Consider the following 21,866-nt stretch of genomic DNA (forward strand, 5'->3'; position numbering starts at 1 on the left):
CCGTGTGATACTTATCCTATGTCTACACCCATATTCTCGGTACGGTTAATTCGAAGACTATAATAGAAATGGGTGAATCGATTGAACAACATTGCGATTATCGGGGGCGGCATCACCGGCATGGCCGCTGCCTACTATGCGAAACAGGCCGGTGCACACGTCACACTCTATGAATCGAGTGATCGGATCGGCGGGAAAATCAAGACGGTTTATCGGGACGGATTTGTACTCGAATGCGGTCCCGACGGTTATATGGCCAGAAAGCCGACGTTGACCGAACTCATCACCGAACTCGGTCTTGATGAACAGCTCGTTCGTTCACAGACCGGCACGTCTTACATATACGTTCGCAACAAGTTACGGCAAATGCCAAACGGTTCTGTCATGGGCATCCCCACGAAATTTTGGCCGATGGTGAAGACCGACCTGTTCACGTGGCGTGGAAAGGCTCGGGCCGGGATGGACTTGGTGCTCCCCCGCGTCTATGCGGGCGAAGACATTTCGCTCGATACGTTTTTCCGGACCCGGCTCGGCTCTGAAGTCGTCGAATCGATGATCGAACCACTCCTGTCAGGCATTTATAACGGGACGCTTCAAGATATGAGCATCGAGTCTACTTTCCCTCAGTTTATCACGATTGAACAAAAAACACGCAGCTTGATTCTCGGCATGAAAGCACTCACGCCGCCTGTACAAGCCGGAGTGAAACCGCGTGAGGCCGGGAAGTTTTTATCGTTACAAAACGGGCTCGGAATCCTCATCGAGGCGCTCCGTCCGTCGATCGACCGCCTCTACACCGGCACCCGTGTCGCCTCGGTCCGCCCTCATGAGATCGAGCTCGAGGACGGTACGATCGAACAGTTTGACGGCATCATCTTAGCGACTTCGCCGAATGCACTCGGTCCGATCCTCGGAGTCCCCGAGGCGGAGCGATTATCTCAATTGAAGCGCACCTCATCGATCACCGTCCTCGCTGCGTTCGACGAGAAAGATGTGGCGGCACTCGACGGGACAGGTTACGTCATCGCCAAAGCGGAAGCCAATGCGTTGACCGCCTGCAGTTGGATGCATAAGAAATGGCCCCACATGGCACCGAAAGGTAAGGCGCTCTTGCGCGTCTATATCGGTTCCGATCACGTTCCCGACTTATTAGCCGCAACGGATCAAGCGGTCGCCGAGTTTGCGTTAAACGAGCTCCGCAAAATTCAACACGTCGGGACACCGCTCTTCACGAAAGTCGAGCGCCACGTCGATACGATGCCGCAGTACGAGGTCGGCCATAAGCAACATGTACACGCGTTCGAACATGCCTTGGCCGCTCTCGATGGCGTCGAGGCGTGCGGGGCAATCTTACACGGGGTCGGGCTTCCCGACTGTGTCGATTCCGCCAAACAGGCTGTCACACGGGCGATGACGGCGAAGCAGGTAGTGCGCTCATGAAACGGATTGATTACAATGAGAACCCGTTCATCATCATCTGGGAAGTGACGCGCGCCTGCGCCTTGTCTTGCGTCCATTGCCGGGCCGAGGCGCAGTACCATCGTTACCCGGATGAATTAGACACGGCACAAGGCAAAGCGCTCATTCGTGACATTTACGCGATGGACAACCCGATTCTCGTCTTCACGGGCGGCGACCCGCTCATGCGCGAAGACTTGTTCGAGTTGACTGAATACGCGGCGTCACTCGGCATGCGCGTCTCAATGACCCCATCAGCGACGCCACGGGTGACTCATGACGCGGTCAGACGGGCCAAAGCGGCCGGATTGACACGCTGGGCGTTCTCACTCGACGGTGCGGACGCGAAAACGCACGATCATTTCCGCGGGACACGCGGGAGCTTCGAGCGGACGATCCGCGGCATCTCCTATTTCCGGGAGGAAGGCATGTCGTTCCAAATCAATACGACCGTGACCGAGTACAACGTCGACCAACTGCCAGAGATCGCGAAACTCGTTGGTGAGCTCGGCGTCTCGGTCTGGACGTTGTTCTTCCTCGTCCCGACCGGTCGCGGCTCGCTCCTGCAACCAATCTCACCGGAACGACATGAGGACGTGCTGCGCTGGGCATTCGCGCTGCAAGAACATGTGCCATACATCATCTCGACGACCGAGGCCCAGTTCTATCGCCGGGTCGCCCGGCAAGAAAATCAAAAACGGAAAGACGCAGGACTCGCGCCGATCGGTCATCCGCATGACGACCTCGCCAAAGCGCCACGCGGGACGAATGACGGCAACGGCTTCGTCTTCATCTCGCACACCGGTGATGTCCAACCGTCCGGCTTCCTGCCGATCAACTGCGGCAACGTCAAAACGACACCGCTCGCCGAGATTTATCGGGAACATCCGGTGTTCAAGACGCTGCGTGACCCGGACACGCACGGCGGCAAATGCGGCTACTGCGAATACCGTTACTTATGCGGCGGATCGCGGGCCCGAGCCTACGCTGTCACCGGCGACTATAAGGCAGAGGAACCGTATTGTACATATCAACCTGAACACGCGAAATAAGGAGCGCAGGCCTCGGCCTGTGCTCCTTATTGTTTAGTACGCCACCGTCGTCGGACGGAGCGTCAATTCTCCGTTCTCGACGTCGATCATGACGGTCTGACCATCCTCGACGTCACCGGCGAGAATGCTGCGCGCGAGCTTCGTCTCGATCGTCCGTTGTACGTAACGGTTGATCGGACGGGCGCCGAACTGTGGCTCGTACGCTTCGTCGGCGATGAACGCTTTCGCCGCGTCCGAGATTTCGATCCGAATCGAGCGTGCCGTCAAGCGGCTGCCCATCCGAGCGACCGCTTTCTCGACAATCTGTCCGATTTGGGCGCGCGTGAGCGGATGGAACAAGATCGTTTCATCGACCCGGTTCAAGAACTCCGGCCGGAAGTGGCGACGAAGCCGCTCGATGACTTGACGTTCTTCCTCTTCATCGATGACACCGTCTTTCGCGGCCTCGAGTAAAATATCGGCCCCGATGTTTGAAGTCATGATGACGATCGTGTTCTTAAAGTCGACGACGCGACCGTGTGAATCGGTCAAGCGACCGTCATCGAGCAATTGTAGCAAGATGTTGAACACGTCGGCGTGCGCTTTCTCGACTTCGTCAAGCAAGAGCACCGAGTACGGGCTGCGGCGCACCGCTTCGGTCAATTGACCGCCCTCTTCGTAGCCGACGTATCCTGGAGGTGCCCCCACGAGGCGAGATACGGCGTGTTTCTCCATGTACTCACTCATGTCGAGACGGACGATGTGGTCTTCAGAATCGAACATCGCTTCGGCGAGCGCTTTCCCGAGTTCGGTCTTCCCGACCCCGGTCGGACCGAGGAACAGGAACGAGCCGATCGGACGGTTCGGGTCTTTAATGCCGGCCCGGGCCCGGATAACGGCGTCGCTGACGAGTCGGATCGCCTCATCTTGTCCGAAGACACGTTGATGCAGCACCGTCTCGAGATTGAGCAACTTGTCGCGCTCACCTTCTGTCAACTTCGTCACCGGGATGCCCGTCCATTTCGAGACGACCTCGGCGATCTCTTCTTCCGTCACTTCTTCCCGGACGAGTTCACGCGTCACTGAGCCGGCGAGACGTTCGGCTTCGGCGAGGTCACGTTCGAGCTCTGGAATCCGTCCGTACTTCAACTCGGAAGCCCGGTTCAAGTCGTAGCGGCTCTCGGCTTCTTGCAGTTCGAGCTTCACTTTCTCGAGGTCTCCGCGGATGTGTTGCACGCGGTGTGTCGACTCTTTCTCGTTCTCCCAGCGCAGGCGGAGTGCATCCGCTTGTTCACGCGTCGAGGCGAGTTCTTGCTGGAGCACGTCGAGACGTTTTTTCGAGGCCTCGTCGCTCTCTTTCTTCAAAGCGGCCTCTTCGATTTCAAGTTGCATGACGCGGCGCACGAGTTCGTCGAGTTCAGCCGGCATCGATTCCATCTCGGTCCGGATCATCGCGCACGATTCATCGACAAGGTCGATCGCCTTGTCCGGCATGAACCGGTCGGTGATGTAGCGGTTCGACAGCACAGCCGCCGCGACGAGCGCGTTGTCATGAATGCGGACGCCGTGATGGATCTCAAAGCGTTCTTTCAATCCGCGCAAAATCGAGACCGTGTCTTCGACGTCCGGCTCATCGACGAGCACTTGCTGGAAGCGCCGTTCGAGCGCCGGGTCTTTTTCGATGTATTGGCGGTACTCATCGAGTGTCGTCGCGCCGATACAGTGAAGTTCACCGCGGGCGAGCATCGGTTTGAGCATGTTGCCCGCGTCCATCGCGCCTTCCGATTTACCAGCCCCGACGATTGTGTGCAACTCGTCGATGAAGAGGATGATCTTCCCTTCCGCCTCTTTCACTTCGTTCAAGACGGCTTGTAACCGTTCCTCGAACTCACCGCGATATTTGGCACCGGCGACGAGCGAGCTCATGTCGAGGCTGAAGATTGTCTTGTCTTTTAAGCTTTCCGGGACGTCACCGCGGACGATACGCTGGGCAAGCCCTTCGACGATCGCCGTCTTCCCGACCCCTGGCTCCCCAATGAGCACCGGGTTGTTTTTCGTTTTCCGGCTCAAGATGCGGATGACGCGGCGAATCTCACTGTCGCGCCCGATGACCGGGTCGATTTTTCCGGTCTTCACTTCTTGAATCAAATCACGGCCGTACTTCGTCAAGACGTCGTACGTCGCTTCCGGTGACTTCGACGTGATGCGTCGGTTGCCGCGCACGGCGACGAGCGCCTCGCGTAACTTGTCCTCGGTCACGCCTTTGCGCTCGAGCATCGCTTGCGCTTGGCTCTTGTTGAGGAGAATTCCGAGTAGGACGTGTTCGACCGAGACGTACTCGTCACTCATACCGGTCGCTTCACGCTCGGCCGTCGTCAACACGTTAAGCAGCGAGGCCGAGATCATTGGTGTCGTCGGATTTTGAAGTTTCGGTGCGTTCTTGAGCGCCATTGCTACTTCTGCTTCTATCTCCGCGACGTTCAACTCCATCTTTTGCAACAACAGTGGAATGATGCCGTCAGCTTGCGAAATCATCGAGGCGAGGACGTGCCATTCATTCATCTCGCTATGATGATACTGTTTAGCAAGTGCTTGCGAACTGACGATCCCTTCATGCGCTTTATCTGTAAATCGATTGAAATCCATGTTGTTTCCTCCTTATGCTCAGCGTTCTAGTTGTTCATAAACAGACCGGTGGGCGGCTTCGAGCGGTAAGTCGACCTCGAGTTGGATGAACAAGTCGGACCGGACTTTTGAAGCGGTCATGAAACCGCGGCCCGGAATCCGCATCCGTTGGCCCGGACGTGAACCCGGTTTGACTTTCAGCTTGACCCGGCCGCCGTCGAGCGTCGAGACGACAACTTCGGTACCGTCTAGGAAAGCGAGTGGCCGCAAACGTTTGACGGTGATGACGTTCGCTCCTTCTCGTCGATACGTTTCGTCATCGGTGAAATGGAGTTCGACGTACACATCGCCCCGGTCGCCTGATTGACCGACTTTGCTACTCTTACCTTTCAGTCGAAGTTTCTGGCCCTCATGGGCGCCTTGCGGAATCTTCACGTTGACCGTACCCGTTTGCAGGCGCAAACTCACTTTCGAATCACTCGTCAACTGACTGAGCGGCACGTTGACCCGGACCGTCTCATCTAAATCTTCTTCTACCGCTTGGTTGAAGAAACTTCCGAACATGTCGTCGAATCCGAACGTCCGCGACGTCGTGCGTGATCCGCCACCGAACTGACGGAACAAGTCTTCAAATTGCGCCGAACCTTCCCCGTATCCGTCACCGTCATACGTCCCTTGACCGAACGTCGGGCCTTCCGGACTGCCGTAACGGTCATAATTCGCTTTCTTGTCGGGGTCGCTCAACACATCGAACGCTTCTTGGATTGCTTTGAACTGATCTTGTGCCCCCGGCTCTTTATTCACATCCGGATGATATTGTTTCGCTAGTTTTCGATAAGCTTTCTTAATGTCTTGGTCGGATGCCTGTTTCGACACGCCAAGCACGTCATAGTAGTTTTTCGTCATCTCGATTCACCTCACCTTATTCTTTCCCGTTTCTGTTAAGTCTATTCTACCGATTTGGTCAAAGAAGGTCAAAGATTTTCCTCGTTACAATACATACGAAAAAAAGAGGCGCTTCGTTTCATTACGAAGCCCCTCATCTGTTAAAAGTAAACTTTCGGTGTATCCATGCCTTCTTCGAACACGATCGTCACTTCTTGTGTGCCGCCGAGTGAGGTGACATTGATACGCACCGGGACGTTCCGATTGTATTCCCAACGGTTCTCAAGCAAACCGACGACGTGTTGCGTGAAACCGACGAGTTCGGCCCGGCTGTAGAATTGAATTGGGATGTCGATCTCGATGCGTGACAAGTCACCGTTCTGATAGAATCCTTTACCGATCATGCCGCTGAAGTCAGGGAAGACATCAGCGATTCGGTCGCTAAACAACGTGAACTTCTGTGCGTCATCACGCACTTCGGTCGTCGCCGTATTCGATGGGAAGTAGTAGTACTTCTCGTCGATTGCTTTCCAATCAGACGCGGCTACTTCCGCACCTTCCCCGACGAACGCTGACTTGACATAATTGCCCGGTGTCGGTGACCCTTGCGCCGACTTCATGTATAGGGCAACGTTAATGTCAAGACCCTTAAAGTCTTCACGCTTCCGCAGTTGTGCGACGAGTTCATTTGCCATCCGTTCCCCTTCTGCGATGACTTTTTTCGCATCTAACTTTTCCGTATAGGTCGGACCGAAGTTCGGGGCCTGGAAGACATACTCACGGTTCAAAATGAGGGCGAACGAGACACCTTCGAGTTGATATCCGCTATCCGTCTTTGTCATATAGTTTTGTTCGATGAGCGACGCCAAATAGAGCGGCGACTTCTTGTTTTCTTCAACGAACTTGTCCTCTGCCACTTCTGCCGTCCCGTTCGCATAGGCCGGATTGAGCGGTGTCAGGCCTTCAGACGTTTTATCTTTTCGTCCGAGCAGACGAGAGACGTCTTCAGCCGTCAATAATTGCCCTTCTTGATAAACGTATTGTTCAGGGACGAACGCGCCGGTCGAATGGCGCATGAGACCGAGCTCGACTTCTTCTAGTTCGAGCGATGAACTGACTTGGCGTTGGGCGAGCCCGCGCGCTGCGGCCGGCTTGAACGGAATCACCATCTGGTAATACGAGTCACGCGCTTCAATCGCTTGTGTGACACCTTCTGACGTTGTCTCGTTCCCGGTCGGCGTCACTTCTTCTTCCCCCATCGGAATTTTCATTGAACACCCACCGAGAAATACCGTCGCGGCGAGGGCGGGGATTATTATTTGTTTCCATTTCATCTATGTCCAAACTCCTTTGACGAATCAATTCGTTATACACTTCGTCCATTATAACAAAATCGTCTGTTGAAAAAAGTGTCGAAGCGGAATCAGTCGAGAATCACAAAAATACGTCCCTCGACTTTCATCGAAGGACGTATGCTCAAGTTTTTGAAGACGGCCGGCGCCGGTGTGTGAAGAACAATAGGCCGAGTACGATCAAGACGAGGCCGATCACAGTAGCCCATGTCTCGGTCGTGCCGGTCATTGGCAATGTGCCTTGCTCAGGTGACACGGGCGTGGTCGGTTCTGGTACGTATACCGCTTCGTCGTCTTCCCGTTCCGGAATCGCTTGTTTGACGTGGACTGTCGTTTCCGCCAATCGGGAGACGCGAGCTGCCTCGTTGACTTCAAACGTGAACGTGACCCGGTTCGTCAAAATCCCCCCGGCTCGAACATCGTATGACGGCAGCAACACTTTTTCTAGTTCGAGCACGATTTCCTCGCCCGGAATCAATCCGTTCTCGACTTCAGCGAGCGCTCGCATCCCGTCGCGGAGCACCTCTGTCGTCTCGCGTTGTTCTTTCGCTGTCAAAGCTCCGCTCGTCCACTCTTCCACCACGTCGACGAAGTAAAGGGTGACGTTCGACGTATTCGTGAGCGTGTACTTGTAAAGGATCGTCTCGCCCGGATGAACCGTTTGCGGGTTCGCGACTTTCGTGACCGTGAAATCGAGCCGGTTGAGCAAAACGATTTGCTGACTTTCGGCGTTGACGACACGCCCCGATTCATCAGTCGCAGCGACACGGAAGATGTTCCCAACTTCAGGATGCATCACTTGGTCGTAGTCGCTCGGCACATCGAGAATTACAGTCGTTTCGACGCGTTCGCCGGAAGCGAGACCATCGTCACCGATGAGCGCCGTCAGCTTGCTGCGTACTTCCTCGTTGAAAGCAGTGATGGCATCGTCTTGAATCCCACCGCTGAAAAACTCGTCTTCAATCGATGTGATCGTCAACGTCGCATCGCCCGTGTTCTCGATGACGAACGTATAAGGGATGCGCCCTCCGACGACGGCTTGGTCGATGTTCGCCTCTTTGCCGACCTCAAGTCCGATTGCGACCGCTGGTTCGACCGTCGTCGCCGCGACTTCTTCGGTCATCGGCGCTTCGGTTGCCGGTTCTGTCACTTCGCTCACTGGTTCACTGCTCTCGTCGGTGATACCAGGTTCTGCCACTTCGCTCATTGGTTCACTGCTCTCGTCTGTGACACCAGGTTCTGTCACCTCGAGCGCTGGCTCTTCAATCGGTAGTTCTTCAATCGGTAGCTCAGCTGTAATCGACGTTGGCGTAAACGAGTACGGTACGCCTTCCTCGTTATATAACGTGACTTGATCAATTAAGGACGTCTCGACTGCTTGAACGTCCACGATAAAACGCCAGACGTCCGCGGTCTCGCGAACCCCATAATACGTAATATCGGCATAGACAAGACTAGCTTCGTCTAGTGTCGTTTGCTCTTCAGCGGTGAGATCGACTTGGACGTACAGCGTGCTCGTTTCCGTCGTGTCGCTCGCATAAAGAACGTTTGGTGCCCACATGCCGATGAGTAAAACGAATAACGTGATGAATGCCGTGAACCGTTTGGTGGCGCTACGCATGGTGGTCCCCTCCTCTAAGATGTATGTCCATCAGTGACAAAATGTCCCGACGACAGCGCTCTGGCACGGAGGGGAGATAGAGGGTGAGTGTGCACGAGTCGTGATGTCAAGAGTACCTCGGTTGCAGAAAAATTTTACAATTTTGTTGTTACTATTCATTACCCGTCCACCACTTTAGTGAATCCGTCCATATACTGAGATTTTTATAAATCAGGTCAATGAAAAAAGACCCTCGCTTCTTTGAGGGTCTTCCGTTCAGACGTGTTCCGCTAAAAAGGCGAGCAGTTTCGATTCATCCCATACTTCGACACCGAGCGCTTCGGCTTTCGACAGTTTTGAACCTGCCTTCTCGCCAGCGACGAGGAGGTCGGTGTTCTTACTGACACTTCCGGTCACGCTCGCGCCGAGGAGTTCTAACCGTTTTCCCGCCTCACCGCGTGTCATCTCATACAACTTCCCGGTCAAGACGACCGTCTTACCGGCGAGCGGAGCGTCGGCGGCGACGGACCGCTTCACTCCTTTGAACGTCAAGTTGACACCGGCCGTATCGAGTTCACGGACGAGTTCACGCGCCTCAGGCTTCTCGAAATAAAGAACGATCGATTCCGCCATCTTCGTCCCGATCCCGTCAATCTCGATCAACGCTTCAACCGAAGCGTCCATAATCGCGTCCATCGTCTCGAACCGCTCTGCGATGAGTGAGGCCGCTTTCTGACCGACGAGACGAATCCCGAGGGCGAACAACACCCGTTCAAGCGAATTCTGTTTCGATTGTTCGATTGCGGCAAGCAAGTTCGTCACTGACGTCTCACCCATCCGTTCTAAATCAAGGAGTGCTTCTCGCTCGAGGACGTACAAGTCGGCGACGTTATGGACGAGTTCGGCCGCATGAAGCTGGGTGATGACTTTTTCACCGAGACCGTCGATATTCATCGCTGGTCGCGACACGAAATGAATCAGCCCTTCGAGCAGTTGGGCCGGACATTCCGGGTTGACGCAGCGATGATCCGCCTCACCGTCTAAGCGGACGAGTTCGGACTCACAAGCCGGGCACCGGGTCGGGAAAACGATTTCTGCCTCGTTCCCGGTCCGTTCGCTGACGAGCGCGGACACGACGGCCGGAATGACGTCCCCGGCCTTTTTAATGACGACCCGGTCGTTGATCCGAAGGTCTTTCTCTTTGATGAAGTCTTCGTTATGGAGTGTCGCGTACGTCACGGTCGATCCCGCGACTGCAACCGGCGCGAACCGGGCCCGCGGCGTCACTTTCCCCGTCCGTCCGACACTAAAATCGACGTCTTCGATCGTCGTGACGACTTCTTCGGCCGGGAATTTATAGGCGACGGCCCAGCGCGGGCTCTTGGCCGTAAAACCGAGCTGTTCTTGTTCTTCGTAAGCCGCGACTTTGATGACGATCCCGTCAATCTCATACGGAAGTTCTGAACGTTTCGTCACGTACATCTCGATATAGTCCCACAGCTCGTCCGCTGTCCGACATGTCGTATATTCCCCGCTTACGGCGATCCCGAGACGCTTCAAGTATTCGAGCGACTCATCATGTGACGCGACGAGCTCATCGTTCGAGACGAGCCCATACGCGAAGAAGGCGAGATTTCGTGACGACGCGATCTTCGAATCGAGCTGACGCAACGACCCCGCGGCCGCATTACGCGGATTGGCGAACAACGGCTCCCCAAGGCGTTCCCGCTCATCGTTCAAGTGCTCGAACGAACGTTTCGGCATATACGCCTCGCCGCGCACTTCGAACGTCACATCCTCATTCAGACGGAGCGGGATCGTACGAATCGTCTTCAAGTTTTGCGTGATGTCTTCGCCTGTCGTCCCGTCTCCACGCGTCGCCCCGCGCTTGAGGCGACCGTCTTCGTATTTGAGTGAGACGGCAAGCCCGTCGAACTTCAGCTCGGCGACGAACAATGGCGCATACCCGAGATCTTTTTCAATCCGCTCGACCCACTCGATCAAATCGTCTTTCGAGAACACGTTGCCGAGCGAGAGCATCGGGGTATCGTGCGTCACTTTCACGAACGCATCGAGCGGGGCGCCGCCGACGCGTTGCGTCGGCGAATCCGGGCTCCTAAGCTCCGGATAGTCCGTTTCGATTTGAATCAACTCGTTCATGAGCCGGTCGTACTCGGCGTCCGGGACGCTCGGTCGGTCAAGCACATAATATTCATAGCCGTATTGGTTCAACTTTTGTCGTAACGTTTCGACGTGTTCTGTCATCTCCATACGATCACCTCACGCTTTTTCGATCGGGGCAAATTTGGCGAGCAGGCGCTTAATACCGACTTGCGGGAAGGCGATATCAAGTTCGAGCTGATCACCCTCGCCGCGTGTCTGAACGACCGTCCCTTGTCCCCATTTTTTATGATTCGCTTTATCCCCGACTTGCCAGCTCATCGACTCGGCACCTGACGATTGGGCGACTTTTGGTTTCGGTTTCGAGCTGAACCCGTTGACTGGCAACTTCCCGGGTGATTCGACCGGATTCCACGGCATCGCTTTCTTCGCTTTGCCGGAACGTTCGAGCAGCGTTTCCGGCAACTCGTGCAAGAAACGGGATTCCGGATTGTTTTGGAAGCGTCCGTACAACATGCGCGACTGGGCCCGTGTCAAATACAGGCGCTTCTCGGCACGGGTGATGCCGACGTAGGCGAGACGGCGTTCTTCTTCCATCTCTTCCGGGTCATTCAACGAACGGCTGTGCGGGAACAACCCTTCTTCCATCCCGATCAAGAAGACGACCGGGAACTCGAGCCCTTTCGCCGAGTGAAGTGTCATGAGCGTCACTTGATGCAACTCATCGACCTCTTCGAGCGAGTCAAGGTCTGAGACGAGCGTCAAATCGGTCAAGAAGGCGACGAGCGTCTGCTCTTCGCTCTCCTTCTCAAAGTTTTGAGCGACCGAGAGAAATTCTTGTAAGTTCTCGAGGCGGCTCTCGGCTTCGAGCGTCTTCTCGATTTTAAGCATCTCTTCATAGCCTGACTTCTTCAGCACTTCTTCAATCAGTTCAGAGATCGACAAATAGTCTGCCATTTGCCGAAGGTCGATCATGAGCTGGCGGAACTCGGTCAGCTTCGTCGCCGCTCGCGGCGCGATGCCCGACAGTTCGATGTCGCGAATCGCTTCCATGAGCGAGACGCCTTGCATACCGGCGAAGTCGCCGAGCTTATCGACCGTCGCCGCGCCGATGCCGCGTTTCGGTTCGTTGACGACGCGGACGAATGAGAGGTCCTCGTCCGGATTGGCGATCAAGCGCAAGTACGACAGGATGTCTTTAATTTCTTTACGCTCATAGAACTTCGTGCCGCCGACCATCTTGTATGGGATGTTCGACTTGAGCAACGTTTCCTCGAGACCACGCGACTGGGCGTTCGTCCGATATAATACGGCCATCTGGCCGTATTCGATGCCTTCTTGACGCAGTTCTTTCATCTCGTTGATGATAAAGAACGCTTCGTCCCGGTCGTCCGAGGCGACGTGGATGAGCAGTTTCTCTCCTTCGTCGTTATCGGTCCATAAGTTTTTGTCTTTACGGGTCGAGTTGTTTTTAATGACCCCGTTCGCCGCTTCTAGAATCCGTTTCGTCGACCGATAGTTCTGTTCGAGCAAGATGACGTGCGCGCTCGGATAGTCTTTCTCGAACGTCAAAATGTTGGCGATGTCGGCCCCGCGCCAGCGATAGATCGACTGGTCCGAGTCACCGACGACACATAGGTTCTCGTGAGCGGCCGCGAGCATCTTGACGAGCGTATACTGGGCCCGGTTCGTATCTTGATACTCATCGACGTGGATGTATTGGAACTTCTTCTGATAGAACGCGAGCACGTCCGGCGCTTCTTGGAATAACTGGATCGCTTTCATGATGAGGTCATCGAAGTCGAGGACGTTGTTGTGTTTCAGCTTCTTCTCATACGCCGTGTAGACGTCCGAGATGACTTTTTCGTACGGATTGTTGCCGACGAGTCCGGCCGCGTCCTTCGCTGTGCGCAGTTCATTTTTATGGTTCGAGATCATCCCGAGTAACGTCCGGGGCTCGTACTTCTTCGGATCGAGGTTCAACTCTTTGAGCACTTGCTTGATCGCCGTGAGCTGATCGGAAGAATCCAAAATCGAGAAGTTACGGTCGTAACGGATCCGGTCGATGTCGCGGCGCAAGATGCGCACACACATCGAGTGGAACGTCGAAATCCAAATGTCGTCCGCCACGCCGCCGACGAGACGGGCAATCCGGTCTTTCATCTCACGGGCTGCTTTGTTCGTGAACGTGATCGCGAGAATATTCCATGGCGCGATCTGTTTCGACGCCATCAAATAGGCGACGCGATGCGTCAACACACGTGTCTTACCTGATCCGGCACCAGCCATGATCAAGAGCGGACCGTCTGTATATTTGACCGCTTCTGCTTGTGGCGGGTTCATGCCTTTGACTAATTCTTCGCTTAAGTTATACATAGGGGGTATCCTTCCTTATTTCCAAACATTTGTTCTTATTTTAACGGACTACTTGCACAGTCGCAAGCGCCCCTTCGAGATTGTCGTAAATGATGTTGCCGACGACGATCGTGTCGGCGTATTCGGCCATCATCCGGGCCGTGTCGCTCCCGTCGATGCCGCCCCCATAAAACACATGGGCATCGGGTAAAGCCAGCTTCACTTCTTTGACGACGTCAGGTGAACCGAGCGTGCCGCTATATTCGAGATAAAGCGACGGGAGACGGAACAGATGATGACCTATTTCCGCGTAGGCGACGACTTCTTCAAGCGTCAACGTTGCTCTCGCCCCGGTCACAGCGGCCACTTTCGCCTCCGGATTCAAGACGATATACCCTTGCCCGGTCACGTTGTTTGAGTCAAACAGATGGCCGTACCGTTCGAAAGCCCGCATTTGATGACCGACGACCCAATCGACGGTGTCGGCGTTCAACACCGTCGGGATAAAGTAATGATCGAATCCACGGATGGCATGTTCAGGATGACTCATCTCGAGCGCGACCGGAATCCCACAACCTTGCAGCCGTGCGTAAAGGGCAAACGTGTTCTCCGCATCGACCCCGTCCGTACCACCGATGAGAAACGCGTCCGTACCTGAACGGACGAGCGCGGCAAGTGCCGATTCATCGAGCTGTTTGTTCGGGTCCAGTTTAAACACATGGCGCCACGTCTGAAAATCCATCCATCTTCCCTCCATTCGATACCTTCTCTAGTGTAGCGATTTTTAGGACAGGTTGCATCTGTTGGACAAAAAAAGACTTGCCGAAGCAAGTCATGTACGTGCGGTCCGGCTACGCTCGCGCTCCGTCAACCATTTGGCGACGAGGAGCGCGAACAAACCATAGACCGGGACGAACCAGAGCGGGTTGGCCAAGAAAAAGCCAAGCACGGGGATATCGAGTAGCGGTGAATCCGGCGAACAAAGCGCCGTCCCGTTCACGACGGCGATAAACGGCAACACCGGAACAGCGAACACGTAACCGAAATTGATCCAAAATGCCTTCATGTCACAATCTCCTTAACCTAAGATAATCGATTCTTTCGGATAGTTGTACATTCGCTTCGGCTGTCTCCGTTGCAAGAGCAAGATGAAGGCGATGACACCGATCCGACCGATGAACATGAGTATGGTGAGCACCCATTTACCGACGTTGCTAAACTCAGACGAGAGCCCGACCGAAAGCCCGGTCGTCCCGAACGCCGAACACGCCTCAAACAAGATGCGCGTGAGCGAGGCATCCTCAAAGAACGTAAGAATCAACACAGCCGTAAGCAGGACGGCAAGCGATACCGTGATGATCACGAACGCCTTCCAAATATCTTGAAGCACGATCTCACGTCCGAACACCTTGATGGACGAGTCCCCGCGAATGAACGCGATGACCCCGAGCACGGCGACGGCGAACGTCGTCGTCCGAATCCCCCCACCGACAGAAGACGGCGAGGCCCCGATGAACATCAAGATGGATAAGAGCAGCATACTGCCTTCGGAGAACAAGTTGACGTCGACTGTCGTCAATCCCCCGTTTCGTGTCGTCACAGACTGGAACAATGAATCAGAAAGCGCGAGCCAAAGCGGTAAATCTTTGAACGCATTATTGTATTCGAACAAGAACAGCCCGACCGCTCCGATCGCAATCAAACTGAAGAACGTCGACACCGTCAACTTTGTGAATAAAGAAAAGCGGCGTGGGAAGTTCTCGCTCTTACGACTGATCCGGTTCGTCAAGTACGTCCGAATCTCGACGAGCACCGGGAAGCCGATCGCTCCGCCTGTCATGAGCACGATTTGCGTGAAGATGACGAACGGGTCTTCTCGGAACGGGGCGAGCGAGCTGCCGGTAATGTCGAACCCGGCGTTCGTCGTCGCACTGATCGAACCGAATAGCCCTTGCAGGAACGCCTCTCCAGCCGTGTCAAAGTAGTTTAAGTAATGGACCCCGAGCAGGATGGCCCCGATTGCTTCAATCGTGATAACGGTAATGACGATTTCCGCGATATATTTGACAATCCCGGACATTGACGTCTGGTTTTGGTCGCGCAAAATCAACTGGCGCTCACGGAAACCGATCCGTTTCCCGAGCAAAATCCACATGATGACGTGGAGACTGATCAAACCGACCCCACTCACTTGGACGATGAACAAAATGATGAACAGTCCGAACGTCGAGAACGTATCAGTCACGACAATCGGGGTGAGTCCGGTAACACTGACACAACTGACCGCGAAGAAGACGAGATCGGTGAACGTGATGGTGACACCTGGTTGTCTTGCGATTGGTAGCGCCAGCAAAACCACGGAAAGAACGACCGCCGCGCTATAAATTAAAACGAGCGTCTGTACCGGTGTCAACTTTCGAAAGAACAATTGTAAATTTCGTTTCATGAACTTATCTTGCATCTCGCCCCTCCTCTCCATCAAAAACAAGATGACTCTTACGAGTCACCTTCTGATTGTTGTAGACGTTCAAGGGCAAGATCATAGCCGCCTGACCCGTAATTCAAGCAACGCTTGACGCGAGAAATCGTGGCCGTCGAAGCACCTGTCGCTTCTTCAATTTTATGATACGTGCTGCCTTCACGAATTTGGCGTGCCACTTCTAACCGTTGGGACAACGCCTGCACTTCGTTGACGGTCGCTAAATCTTCGAATAGTTGATAACAGTCTTCGAGTGTGTCGAGCTTCAAAATCGCTTCAAAAAGCTGATCGAGCTCTCGTCCTCGTAATTTATCGAGTTGCATCCGCAAGCATCCTCTCTCATCGTACTTCTTTATCATTCTAAAGCACGACCGGCTCGGACTCAACTGTTCATCGTAAAATCGCCGGAAATAGTATTTGTTTTTTCATAACTTCGTATATACCGAGCGGTGTCGCCCGGACGTAAGGCAAGTGGGTCGACGCCAGGAACAGCAACGTATAGATCGGGTCCTCGAAGTGATAGCCGCGGGCGATCAGCTCGGCACGCAACCGTTGTTCTTGGACAATCAATTGTTCGAGCGGCTCTGTCGAAGTCATCCCGCAAAGCGGTAACGGGATCTCCGCGATGATTCCCCCCCGGTCAACGAGGACGATCCCGCCGCCGAGCTCTCTCATCCGTTCGAACGCCATCAACATGTCTTGTTTACACTTCCCGAGGATCAAGTAGTCGCCACTGATCGAATACGAGCTGACAAGACCGCCGAAATCGTTGGCGAACCCTTTCAATACCGTATTGAGCCGCCATTTCCCTTCTTTATCTAACAGCATCAAGAACGATTCGTCGCAATCACGCGGCAGTTCGTCTTGACCGGTGTCGTGTGTAATTTTAAACAGCTTCATGATGACCGAGTTGACCATATCGAGACCGACCGGCATGCTGAACGATAAATCGTTTGGCGTCAAGTCGATCGTGACGTCGGTCGCCGGCATGAGCGCGAGCGCCGCCTCGACGAGTTCGTTCGGGAAGAGCGAGGCCCCGTCCCGGTAAATCCATTGGCCTTTCGCGATTACGGCAGACGGACGCGGCTCATCGATTGCATCGAGAATGTTCAAGTGGGCGATCCGCCCCGGTGCAATCGAGCCGAGGACGTGATCGAGTCCGAAATGCCGCGCCACGTTGAGCGACACGATCCGATACGCCTCGATGGCAGGCAGACCTGCCTCGATCATAATCTTCACGAGCGCGTCCTGAAGGCCGTCTTGATAAAATCCAGGCGTCGAACCGTCCGTCGTCACCATCAAGTGGTCGTACGCTTCGAGACCTGCGTCCAATAACCCGCGAATCATGCCCGGCAAATCGGGACGGATCGACGAATGGCGGAGCGTCGTCGTATAACCGTGTTCGAGTCGGCATAACGCCTCGTTCGCCGTCATCGCCTCATGGTCGCTGTGAACACCCATCAACGCCATCTTCGTCAACGTCTTCGCGGACGCGCCTGGGAAATGTCCTTCGACCGGGAGACCGCACGTCTCCGCGTCGAGCATCCATTGGAGCATCTCATCGTCACCTTTTAACGTACGCGGCCAAGCCGTCAATTCTCCGGCCATGACGACGTCAGGATGATTGAACCACGCGTGGACGCGCTCCGAATCGACGAGGACGCTGTCGCGGTCGAGCTCGGTTTGCGTGTCGAGCCGAGCCCACCAATACGTACTCGTCGGGAGCTGTTGAATCGCCTCGAGTTGCGCAAACGCTTGCTCCTTGTCTTGTAAAAAAAGAAGCATGTTATCGTTCACGAGCGTCGTCGTACCCCGCTCGCCTGCATACTTCGACAGCGTCGCCGGATTATAAAGTTGGAACGGATGCGCGTGCGGCTCGATGTAACCTGGTACGATATATTTCCCGGTCATGTCGACCGTCTCGACGGCCGAATCCGGCACGTCTGGTCCGACGTAAACGATGCGGTCGTTTTCAATCCATATGTTAGCCTGTTTCCACTGTTTCACGTACACGTTTAAGTATGTGGCATTTGTCAATACGAGCGAAGGTGGTCGCAATTGATCCACGACTTCAAGTTGTGAGCGAATCATCGCTTTTGACCACGGTGCCCGCGCCGATCGTTTTAAAGGCATCGAACCCAGTCCTCCCTTAATCGCTTCAATAGTATCAAAAAATAATATTGTAAGCGTTTTCTTTCATTTGTTTCAAGTTTACCTTTTCTATGAAACACCTGCAAGCTATGTTGCCAATTGTAACGGAATTCACACGAAATTCACATAATAAAGACGCCTCTTCACAGAGGCGCCTTCACCAATCGTACATCGTTGCCGTTTTCTTCAAATAATGCTCCAGTTGCGCGAGCGGAACCGGCTTACTGTAATGGTAGCCTTGAATCAATGAACCGCTATGCTCGAGCACGAACGCGAGCTGTTCCGGACGTTCGACCCCTTCGGTGACGATGTCGAGCCCGAGCGTATGGAACGTCTGGTAAAGTCCTTCAAGGAGGGCCCGATCGAACGTGTTCTCGGGAATCCCTTTGACGAAGTTTTGATCAATCTTGATGATATCGAGTTGCAGCGACTGCAAGAACGACAGCGACGATGTGCCGACACCGAAGTCGTCGAGTGAGATCTTGACGCCGATCGCTTTGAGCGAACGGATGAACTGTTGCAGCTCATACAAGTTACCCCCGACCTCGCTCTCCGTAATCTCGACATGAAGCAGGAGCGGGTCAAACCCTGTTTCGTGCAACACATCCTCTAACTCCTGAAGGAACGAACCGTCCGCAATTTGACGCTTCGAGACGTTGATCGACAAGAACAAGTGATGGCGGGCTGCGTGCTCTTTCATCTCCAATATGGACTGCCTGAGTACCCAGCGTCCGATATCCGAGATGAGTCCCAGTTGCTCCGCAATCGGGATAAACAGCCCAGGTGAAATTTGTCCTTTACCCGGATGGTTCCAGCGAATGAGTGCCTCGACCCCGCGGACAGCGAACGGGCGTGGGGACACGATCGGCTGGTAGTATAGCTCGAACTCATCATGTTCAAGCGCGTAGCGTAAGTCACGCTCCATCTCGAGCGTCTGGAGATAGTGACTTCCATCCTCGATGTCTTGGAACGACAGGATCCGATTTTTCCCGGACAGTTTGGCCTCATGGATGACGACGTCGAGACGTCCCATCATGACTTCGTACGTATGATGCGACTCGCGACAGGCGAATACATCAAGACCGATTGTCGCCGTCATTCCTTTGACACCGTTCACGTCGGACCAGTTTTTCAAATCTTTCGTCAGCCGTCGCGCGATCGGCTTCAATTCTTCGAATGTCCAATCCGGGTGCAAGAAAATGAACTCATCCGCACCTAGCCGGGCCGCAAATCCGGCTTCTTTATAGAAATTCAGACGCGACGCGATGTAAATCAAGACGGCATCACCGGTACGGTGACCGAACTGGTCGTTGATACGTCGGAAGTCGTCTAAGTCCAAACCGATCACACCGATCCGTTCATGGCTCCCCCTTATGGTCGAAAAATAGTCTTCGAGGGCGAGCCGGTTTGGCAGCAACGTCAACGCATCACGAAACGCGCGATCGAGCACTTCTGCCCGCGTATCTTCGAGTGCCGAGAGCACTTCGTTCATGCTCGTCGCCATCTGTTCGATCTCGTCTCGGCTATGTTGATCTCGACGCAGACGGAGCCGGCTATCCCGCTCGACCGTGATGTGTTTCAACTCATCGACGATTTCCATCACCCGCCGAATCACGACATGATGAATCGTCCATAGAAGCGACAAGAACAGACCTAACGCTAAAACAAGCAACGACAACATCCCTAGCCTCAGCATCGAGATCGTGTTCTGGTAATGGGTCGGTTCGACGATAAAGCCGACTTCAAAGTCTGCCGTTTGAAAGACGGTATCGAGTGGCACGACTACCTCGGTCCCGTCGTTTTTGAGCGTCATCTTCGTCTCATTATGTTGGACAGGTTGGATCGTCAGCGGGATTTTCGTCTGGGCGCTTAAGTCTGCCAAAAAATCCACATCAATAAATTCAAGCATGACGAGCGTTCCTTGAACAGGTCCGCTCCTGTCACTCCGTAAGATCGGGTGACTGGCGTATAGGATCGGTCCATAGTCGCTGTCATATACACCGTCTTGTGTTTCTGGGACCGGGCTCAACCGATTCGTAATATCTGAGATGATCGTTTGTCGATCGGCTTTAGTCAACGGGGCGTCTTCTTGACGGAATGTCGAATAGTGGACCTCGCCTTCACGATTCAAGTACACAATCGCTTGCACACCCAAGTTTTCGAGCGACTCCTCACTTATGTTGCTCGCTATGTAAGAATCGTTCTGATTTTGAATGAACGTATACGTGTCGTTCCAAACCGCCCAGTCGACGAGCGTCCGTTCAAGCGTACTTTTTCGATTCGCGAGCGTCTCGGTCACACTCGCAACTTGACTCTCGACCGTTTGACGGTCTTGCTCCATGCTTTTTTCGATAAAGTAGGGACGGATCACAAAAAAGATGATACCGACAAACACGAGTATATTCACGGCAACCGCAATCATCAGCTTCGTCCGAATGCGCACGTCGACCACCTTCTTCCTTCAATCTACTTCACCATTGTAGAGCAGGAAGCCGGTATTCCCTTTTTTTCGCATGAAAAAAAGGATGGGTTGACCCATCCTTTAAAAAATCCGCGCAAGCGCCCGTCCGCCGATGTCTCGACGATAGAACGTGTGCGGTAATGTTAACTGTTCGAGCGCGGCGTAAACGGCCGTCTTCGCTTCAAGCAAGGTCGGTTTCGTCGACGTGATGACGAACAGTCGCCCACCGTTCCCGATGATGTGACTACCGTCACGCGTCGTCCCCGCATGAAACACGAGCACGTCTTTCGGTAAGCGCTCAAAATCTGAGAGCACTTGCCCTGTCGTCGCTCGTTCCGGATAACCGGCGGCCGCGACGACGACACCGATCGTATACCCGTCAAGCCATTCAATCGCATACGGTCGTTTAGCGACGACCGCCTCGATGACGTCAAGGAGCGGCGACGCCAAGTTCGGGAGGATGACTTCCGTTTCCGGGTCACCGAACCGGGCGTTGAACTCGATCACTTTCGGTCCGTCTTCCGTCAGAATCAGACCCGCATATAAAAATCCTTCGAACGGCGTCCCCCGCTCCACCATCGCCCGCGCGAGCGGGACGAGCACACGCTCTACCGACTCACTATAAACGGCTTCTTCTAAATGCGGCATCGGGCTATACGCGCCCATCCCGCCCGTGTTCGGTCCTTTGTCCCCGTCGAACGCGCGCTTATGGTCTTGCGACGTGATCATCGGGATGACGTGTTCACCGGAGACGAACGCCATGAGTGAAAACTCTTCTCCGTCCAAAAATTCTTCGATGACGACGCGTGACTGGTCACCGAACTTGTCGGTCGTGAAGATGTCGCGAATCGCCGCACGTGCCTCATCGAGCGAGAAGGCGACCGTGACTCCTTTTCCAGCTGCAAGACCGTCCGCTTTGACGACGAGCGGTGCCCCGATTGACTCAATATAAGCGAGCGCAGCTTCCGCTTCCGTGAACGTCTCATAAGCTGCTGTCGGGATGTTCGCTTCACGCATGATTTCTTTCGCGAACGCTTTGCTGCCTTCTAGCAACGCCGCTGCTTTCGTCGGTCCAAAGATGCGTCGTCCGCTCGCGTTGAACGCATCGACGACACCCGCCATGAGCGCTGACTCAGGCCCGACGATCGTCCAATCGATGTCTTCGGTCTCTGCGAAGCGGACGAGTGCGGTGACGTCCGTCTCTTCAATCGGCACACACGTCACACCGTCCATGTTCAAGTTACCCGGGGCGACGAATACGTCATGCCCGTCTTGTCTCAACTTCCACGCGAGCGCGTGTTCACGGCCGCCGCGGCCAATGACGAGTACGTTCATCCTCTTGCTCCTC

Annotated in this window: 15 protein-coding genes; 2 read left to right on the top strand and 13 right to left on the bottom strand. The window is 54.4% G+C overall.

What is annotated here, in order from left to right:
* The first annotated feature begins 72 nt into the window (after positions 1-72).
* Complete coding sequence (gene hemG / locus EVJ24_RS10015; RefSeq protein ID WP_131441187.1) at positions 73-1,440, top strand: protoporphyrinogen oxidase; 1,368 nt, start codon at positions 73-75, stop codon at positions 1,438-1,440.
* Complete coding sequence (locus EVJ24_RS10020; RefSeq protein ID WP_131441188.1) at positions 1,437-2,510, top strand: TIGR04053 family radical SAM/SPASM domain-containing protein; 1,074 nt, start codon at positions 1,437-1,439, stop codon at positions 2,508-2,510. The genes hemG and EVJ24_RS10020 overlap by 4 nt, the downstream gene beginning before the upstream one ends.
* A gap of 33 nt (positions 2,511-2,543) precedes the next feature.
* On the opposite strand, the gene clpB is transcribed toward EVJ24_RS10020, so the two are convergent.
* The 13 genes from clpB to purD all read right to left on the bottom strand — a co-directional run bounded on the left by clpB (position 2,544) and on the right by purD (position 21,853).
* The gene (gene clpB, locus EVJ24_RS10025; RefSeq protein WP_131441189.1) at positions 2,544-5,135 is read right to left on the bottom strand and encodes an ATP-dependent chaperone ClpB; all 2,592 of its coding nucleotides are present in this window, start codon (positions 5,133-5,135) and stop codon (positions 2,544-2,546) included.
* Positions 5,136-5,153: 18 nt separating this feature from the next.
* A complete protein-coding gene (locus tag EVJ24_RS10030; RefSeq protein WP_131441190.1) occupies positions 5,154-6,020 on the bottom strand; it encodes a DnaJ C-terminal domain-containing protein in 867 nt (288 codons plus the stop codon).
* A gap of 140 nt (positions 6,021-6,160) precedes the next feature.
* The gene (locus tag EVJ24_RS10035) at positions 6,161-7,270 is read right to left on the bottom strand and encodes a CamS family sex pheromone protein (protein WP_236637629.1); all 1,110 of its coding nucleotides are present in this window, start codon (positions 7,268-7,270) and stop codon (positions 6,161-6,163) included.
* Positions 7,271-7,475: 205 nt separating this feature from the next.
* Positions 7,476-8,972 carry an LPXTG cell wall anchor domain-containing protein gene (locus tag EVJ24_RS10040; protein ID WP_131441216.1) on the bottom strand — a complete coding sequence of 499 codons (1,497 nt, stop codon included), beginning with the start codon at positions 8,970-8,972 and terminating at the stop codon, positions 7,476-7,478.
* A 255-nt stretch (positions 8,973-9,227) separates the two neighbouring features.
* Entirely contained in the window at positions 9,228-11,222 is a 1,995-nt protein-coding gene (gene ligA, locus EVJ24_RS10045; RefSeq protein WP_131441192.1) for an NAD-dependent DNA ligase LigA, read from the bottom strand.
* Between the two features lie 9 nt (positions 11,223-11,231).
* Positions 11,232-13,448 carry a DNA helicase PcrA gene (pcrA, locus tag EVJ24_RS10050; protein ID WP_131441193.1) on the bottom strand — a complete coding sequence of 739 codons (2,217 nt, stop codon included), beginning with the start codon at positions 13,446-13,448 and terminating at the stop codon, positions 11,232-11,234.
* A 40-nt stretch (positions 13,449-13,488) separates the two neighbouring features.
* Positions 13,489-14,169: a heptaprenylglyceryl phosphate synthase gene (locus tag EVJ24_RS10055; RefSeq protein ID WP_131441194.1), complete on the bottom strand. Its 681-nt coding sequence runs from the start codon at positions 14,167-14,169 to the stop codon at positions 13,489-13,491.
* A gap of 90 nt (positions 14,170-14,259) precedes the next feature.
* On the bottom strand, positions 14,260-14,493 hold the full coding sequence (locus EVJ24_RS10060; RefSeq protein ID WP_016509263.1) for a hypothetical protein: 234 nt from the start codon (positions 14,491-14,493) through the stop codon (positions 14,260-14,262).
* 12 nt (positions 14,494-14,505) lie between these two features.
* Positions 14,506-15,888 (bottom strand): TrkH family potassium uptake protein, encoded by a 1,383-nt coding sequence (locus EVJ24_RS10065; protein WP_131441195.1) that lies wholly within the window; start codon positions 15,886-15,888, stop codon positions 14,506-14,508.
* 35 nt (positions 15,889-15,923) lie between these two features.
* Positions 15,924-16,229, bottom strand: coding sequence for a YerC/YecD family TrpR-related protein (locus EVJ24_RS10070; protein ID WP_016509246.1), 306 nt, complete (start codon positions 16,227-16,229; stop codon positions 15,924-15,926).
* A 67-nt stretch (positions 16,230-16,296) separates the two neighbouring features.
* Positions 16,297-18,039, bottom strand: coding sequence for an adenine deaminase C-terminal domain-containing protein (locus tag EVJ24_RS10075; RefSeq protein ID WP_131441196.1), 1,743 nt, complete (start codon positions 18,037-18,039; stop codon positions 16,297-16,299).
* 175 nt (positions 18,040-18,214) lie between these two features.
* Entirely contained in the window at positions 18,215-20,500 is a 2,286-nt protein-coding gene (locus EVJ24_RS10080) for a bifunctional diguanylate cyclase/phosphodiesterase (RefSeq protein ID WP_236637630.1), read from the bottom strand.
* A gap of 99 nt (positions 20,501-20,599) precedes the next feature.
* A complete protein-coding gene (gene purD / locus EVJ24_RS10085) occupies positions 20,600-21,853 on the bottom strand; it encodes a phosphoribosylamine--glycine ligase (protein WP_131441198.1) in 1,254 nt (417 codons plus the stop codon).
* Positions 21,854-21,866 lie beyond the last annotated feature (13 nt).

It is taken from the genome of Exiguobacterium sp. SH1S21, assembly GCF_004337175.1.
In the GTDB taxonomy this organism is placed as follows: Bacteria; Bacillota; Bacilli; order Exiguobacteriales; family Exiguobacteriaceae; genus Exiguobacterium; species Exiguobacterium aurantiacum_A.

Bases quoted from the DNA above. Each gene is read 5' to 3' on its own strand.
- EVJ24_RS10075 (WP_131441196.1), bottom strand. From the start codon at position 18,039: ATGCCTTTAAAACGATCGGCGCGGGCACCGTGGTCAAAAGCGATGATT.
- ligA (WP_131441192.1), bottom strand. From the start codon at position 11,222: ATGGAGATGACAGAACACGTCGAAACGTTACGACAAAAGTTGAACCAA.
- pcrA (WP_131441193.1), bottom strand. From the start codon at position 13,448: ATGTATAACTTAAGCGAAGAATTAGTCAAAGGCATGAACCCGCCACAA.
- EVJ24_RS10060 (WP_016509263.1), bottom strand. From the start codon at position 14,493: ATGAAGGCATTTTGGATCAATTTCGGTTACGTGTTCGCTGTTCCGGTG.
- EVJ24_RS10065 (WP_131441195.1), bottom strand. From the start codon at position 15,888: ATGCAAGATAAGTTCATGAAACGAAATTTACAATTGTTCTTTCGAAAG.
- EVJ24_RS10030 (WP_131441190.1), bottom strand. From the start codon at position 6,020: ATGACGAAAAACTACTATGACGTGCTTGGCGTGTCGAAACAGGCATCC.
- purD (WP_131441198.1), bottom strand. From the start codon at position 21,853: ATGAACGTACTCGTCATTGGCCGCGGCGGCCGTGAACACGCGCTCGCG.
- EVJ24_RS10020 (WP_131441188.1), top strand. From the start codon at position 1,437: ATGAAACGGATTGATTACAATGAGAACCCGTTCATCATCATCTGGGAA.
- EVJ24_RS10070 (WP_016509246.1), bottom strand. From the start codon at position 16,229: ATGCAACTCGATAAATTACGAGGACGAGAGCTCGATCAGCTTTTTGAA.
- EVJ24_RS10035 (WP_236637629.1), bottom strand. From the start codon at position 7,270: ATGAAAATTCCGATGGGGGAAGAAGAAGTGACGCCGACCGGGAACGAG.
- EVJ24_RS10055 (WP_131441194.1), bottom strand. From the start codon at position 14,169: ATGGATTTTCAGACGTGGCGCCATGTGTTTAAACTGGACCCGAACAAA.
- clpB (WP_131441189.1), bottom strand. From the start codon at position 5,135: ATGGATTTCAATCGATTTACAGATAAAGCGCATGAAGGGATCGTCAGT.
- EVJ24_RS10040 (WP_131441216.1), bottom strand. From the start codon at position 8,972: ATGCGTAGCGCCACCAAACGGTTCACGGCATTCATCACGTTATTCGTT.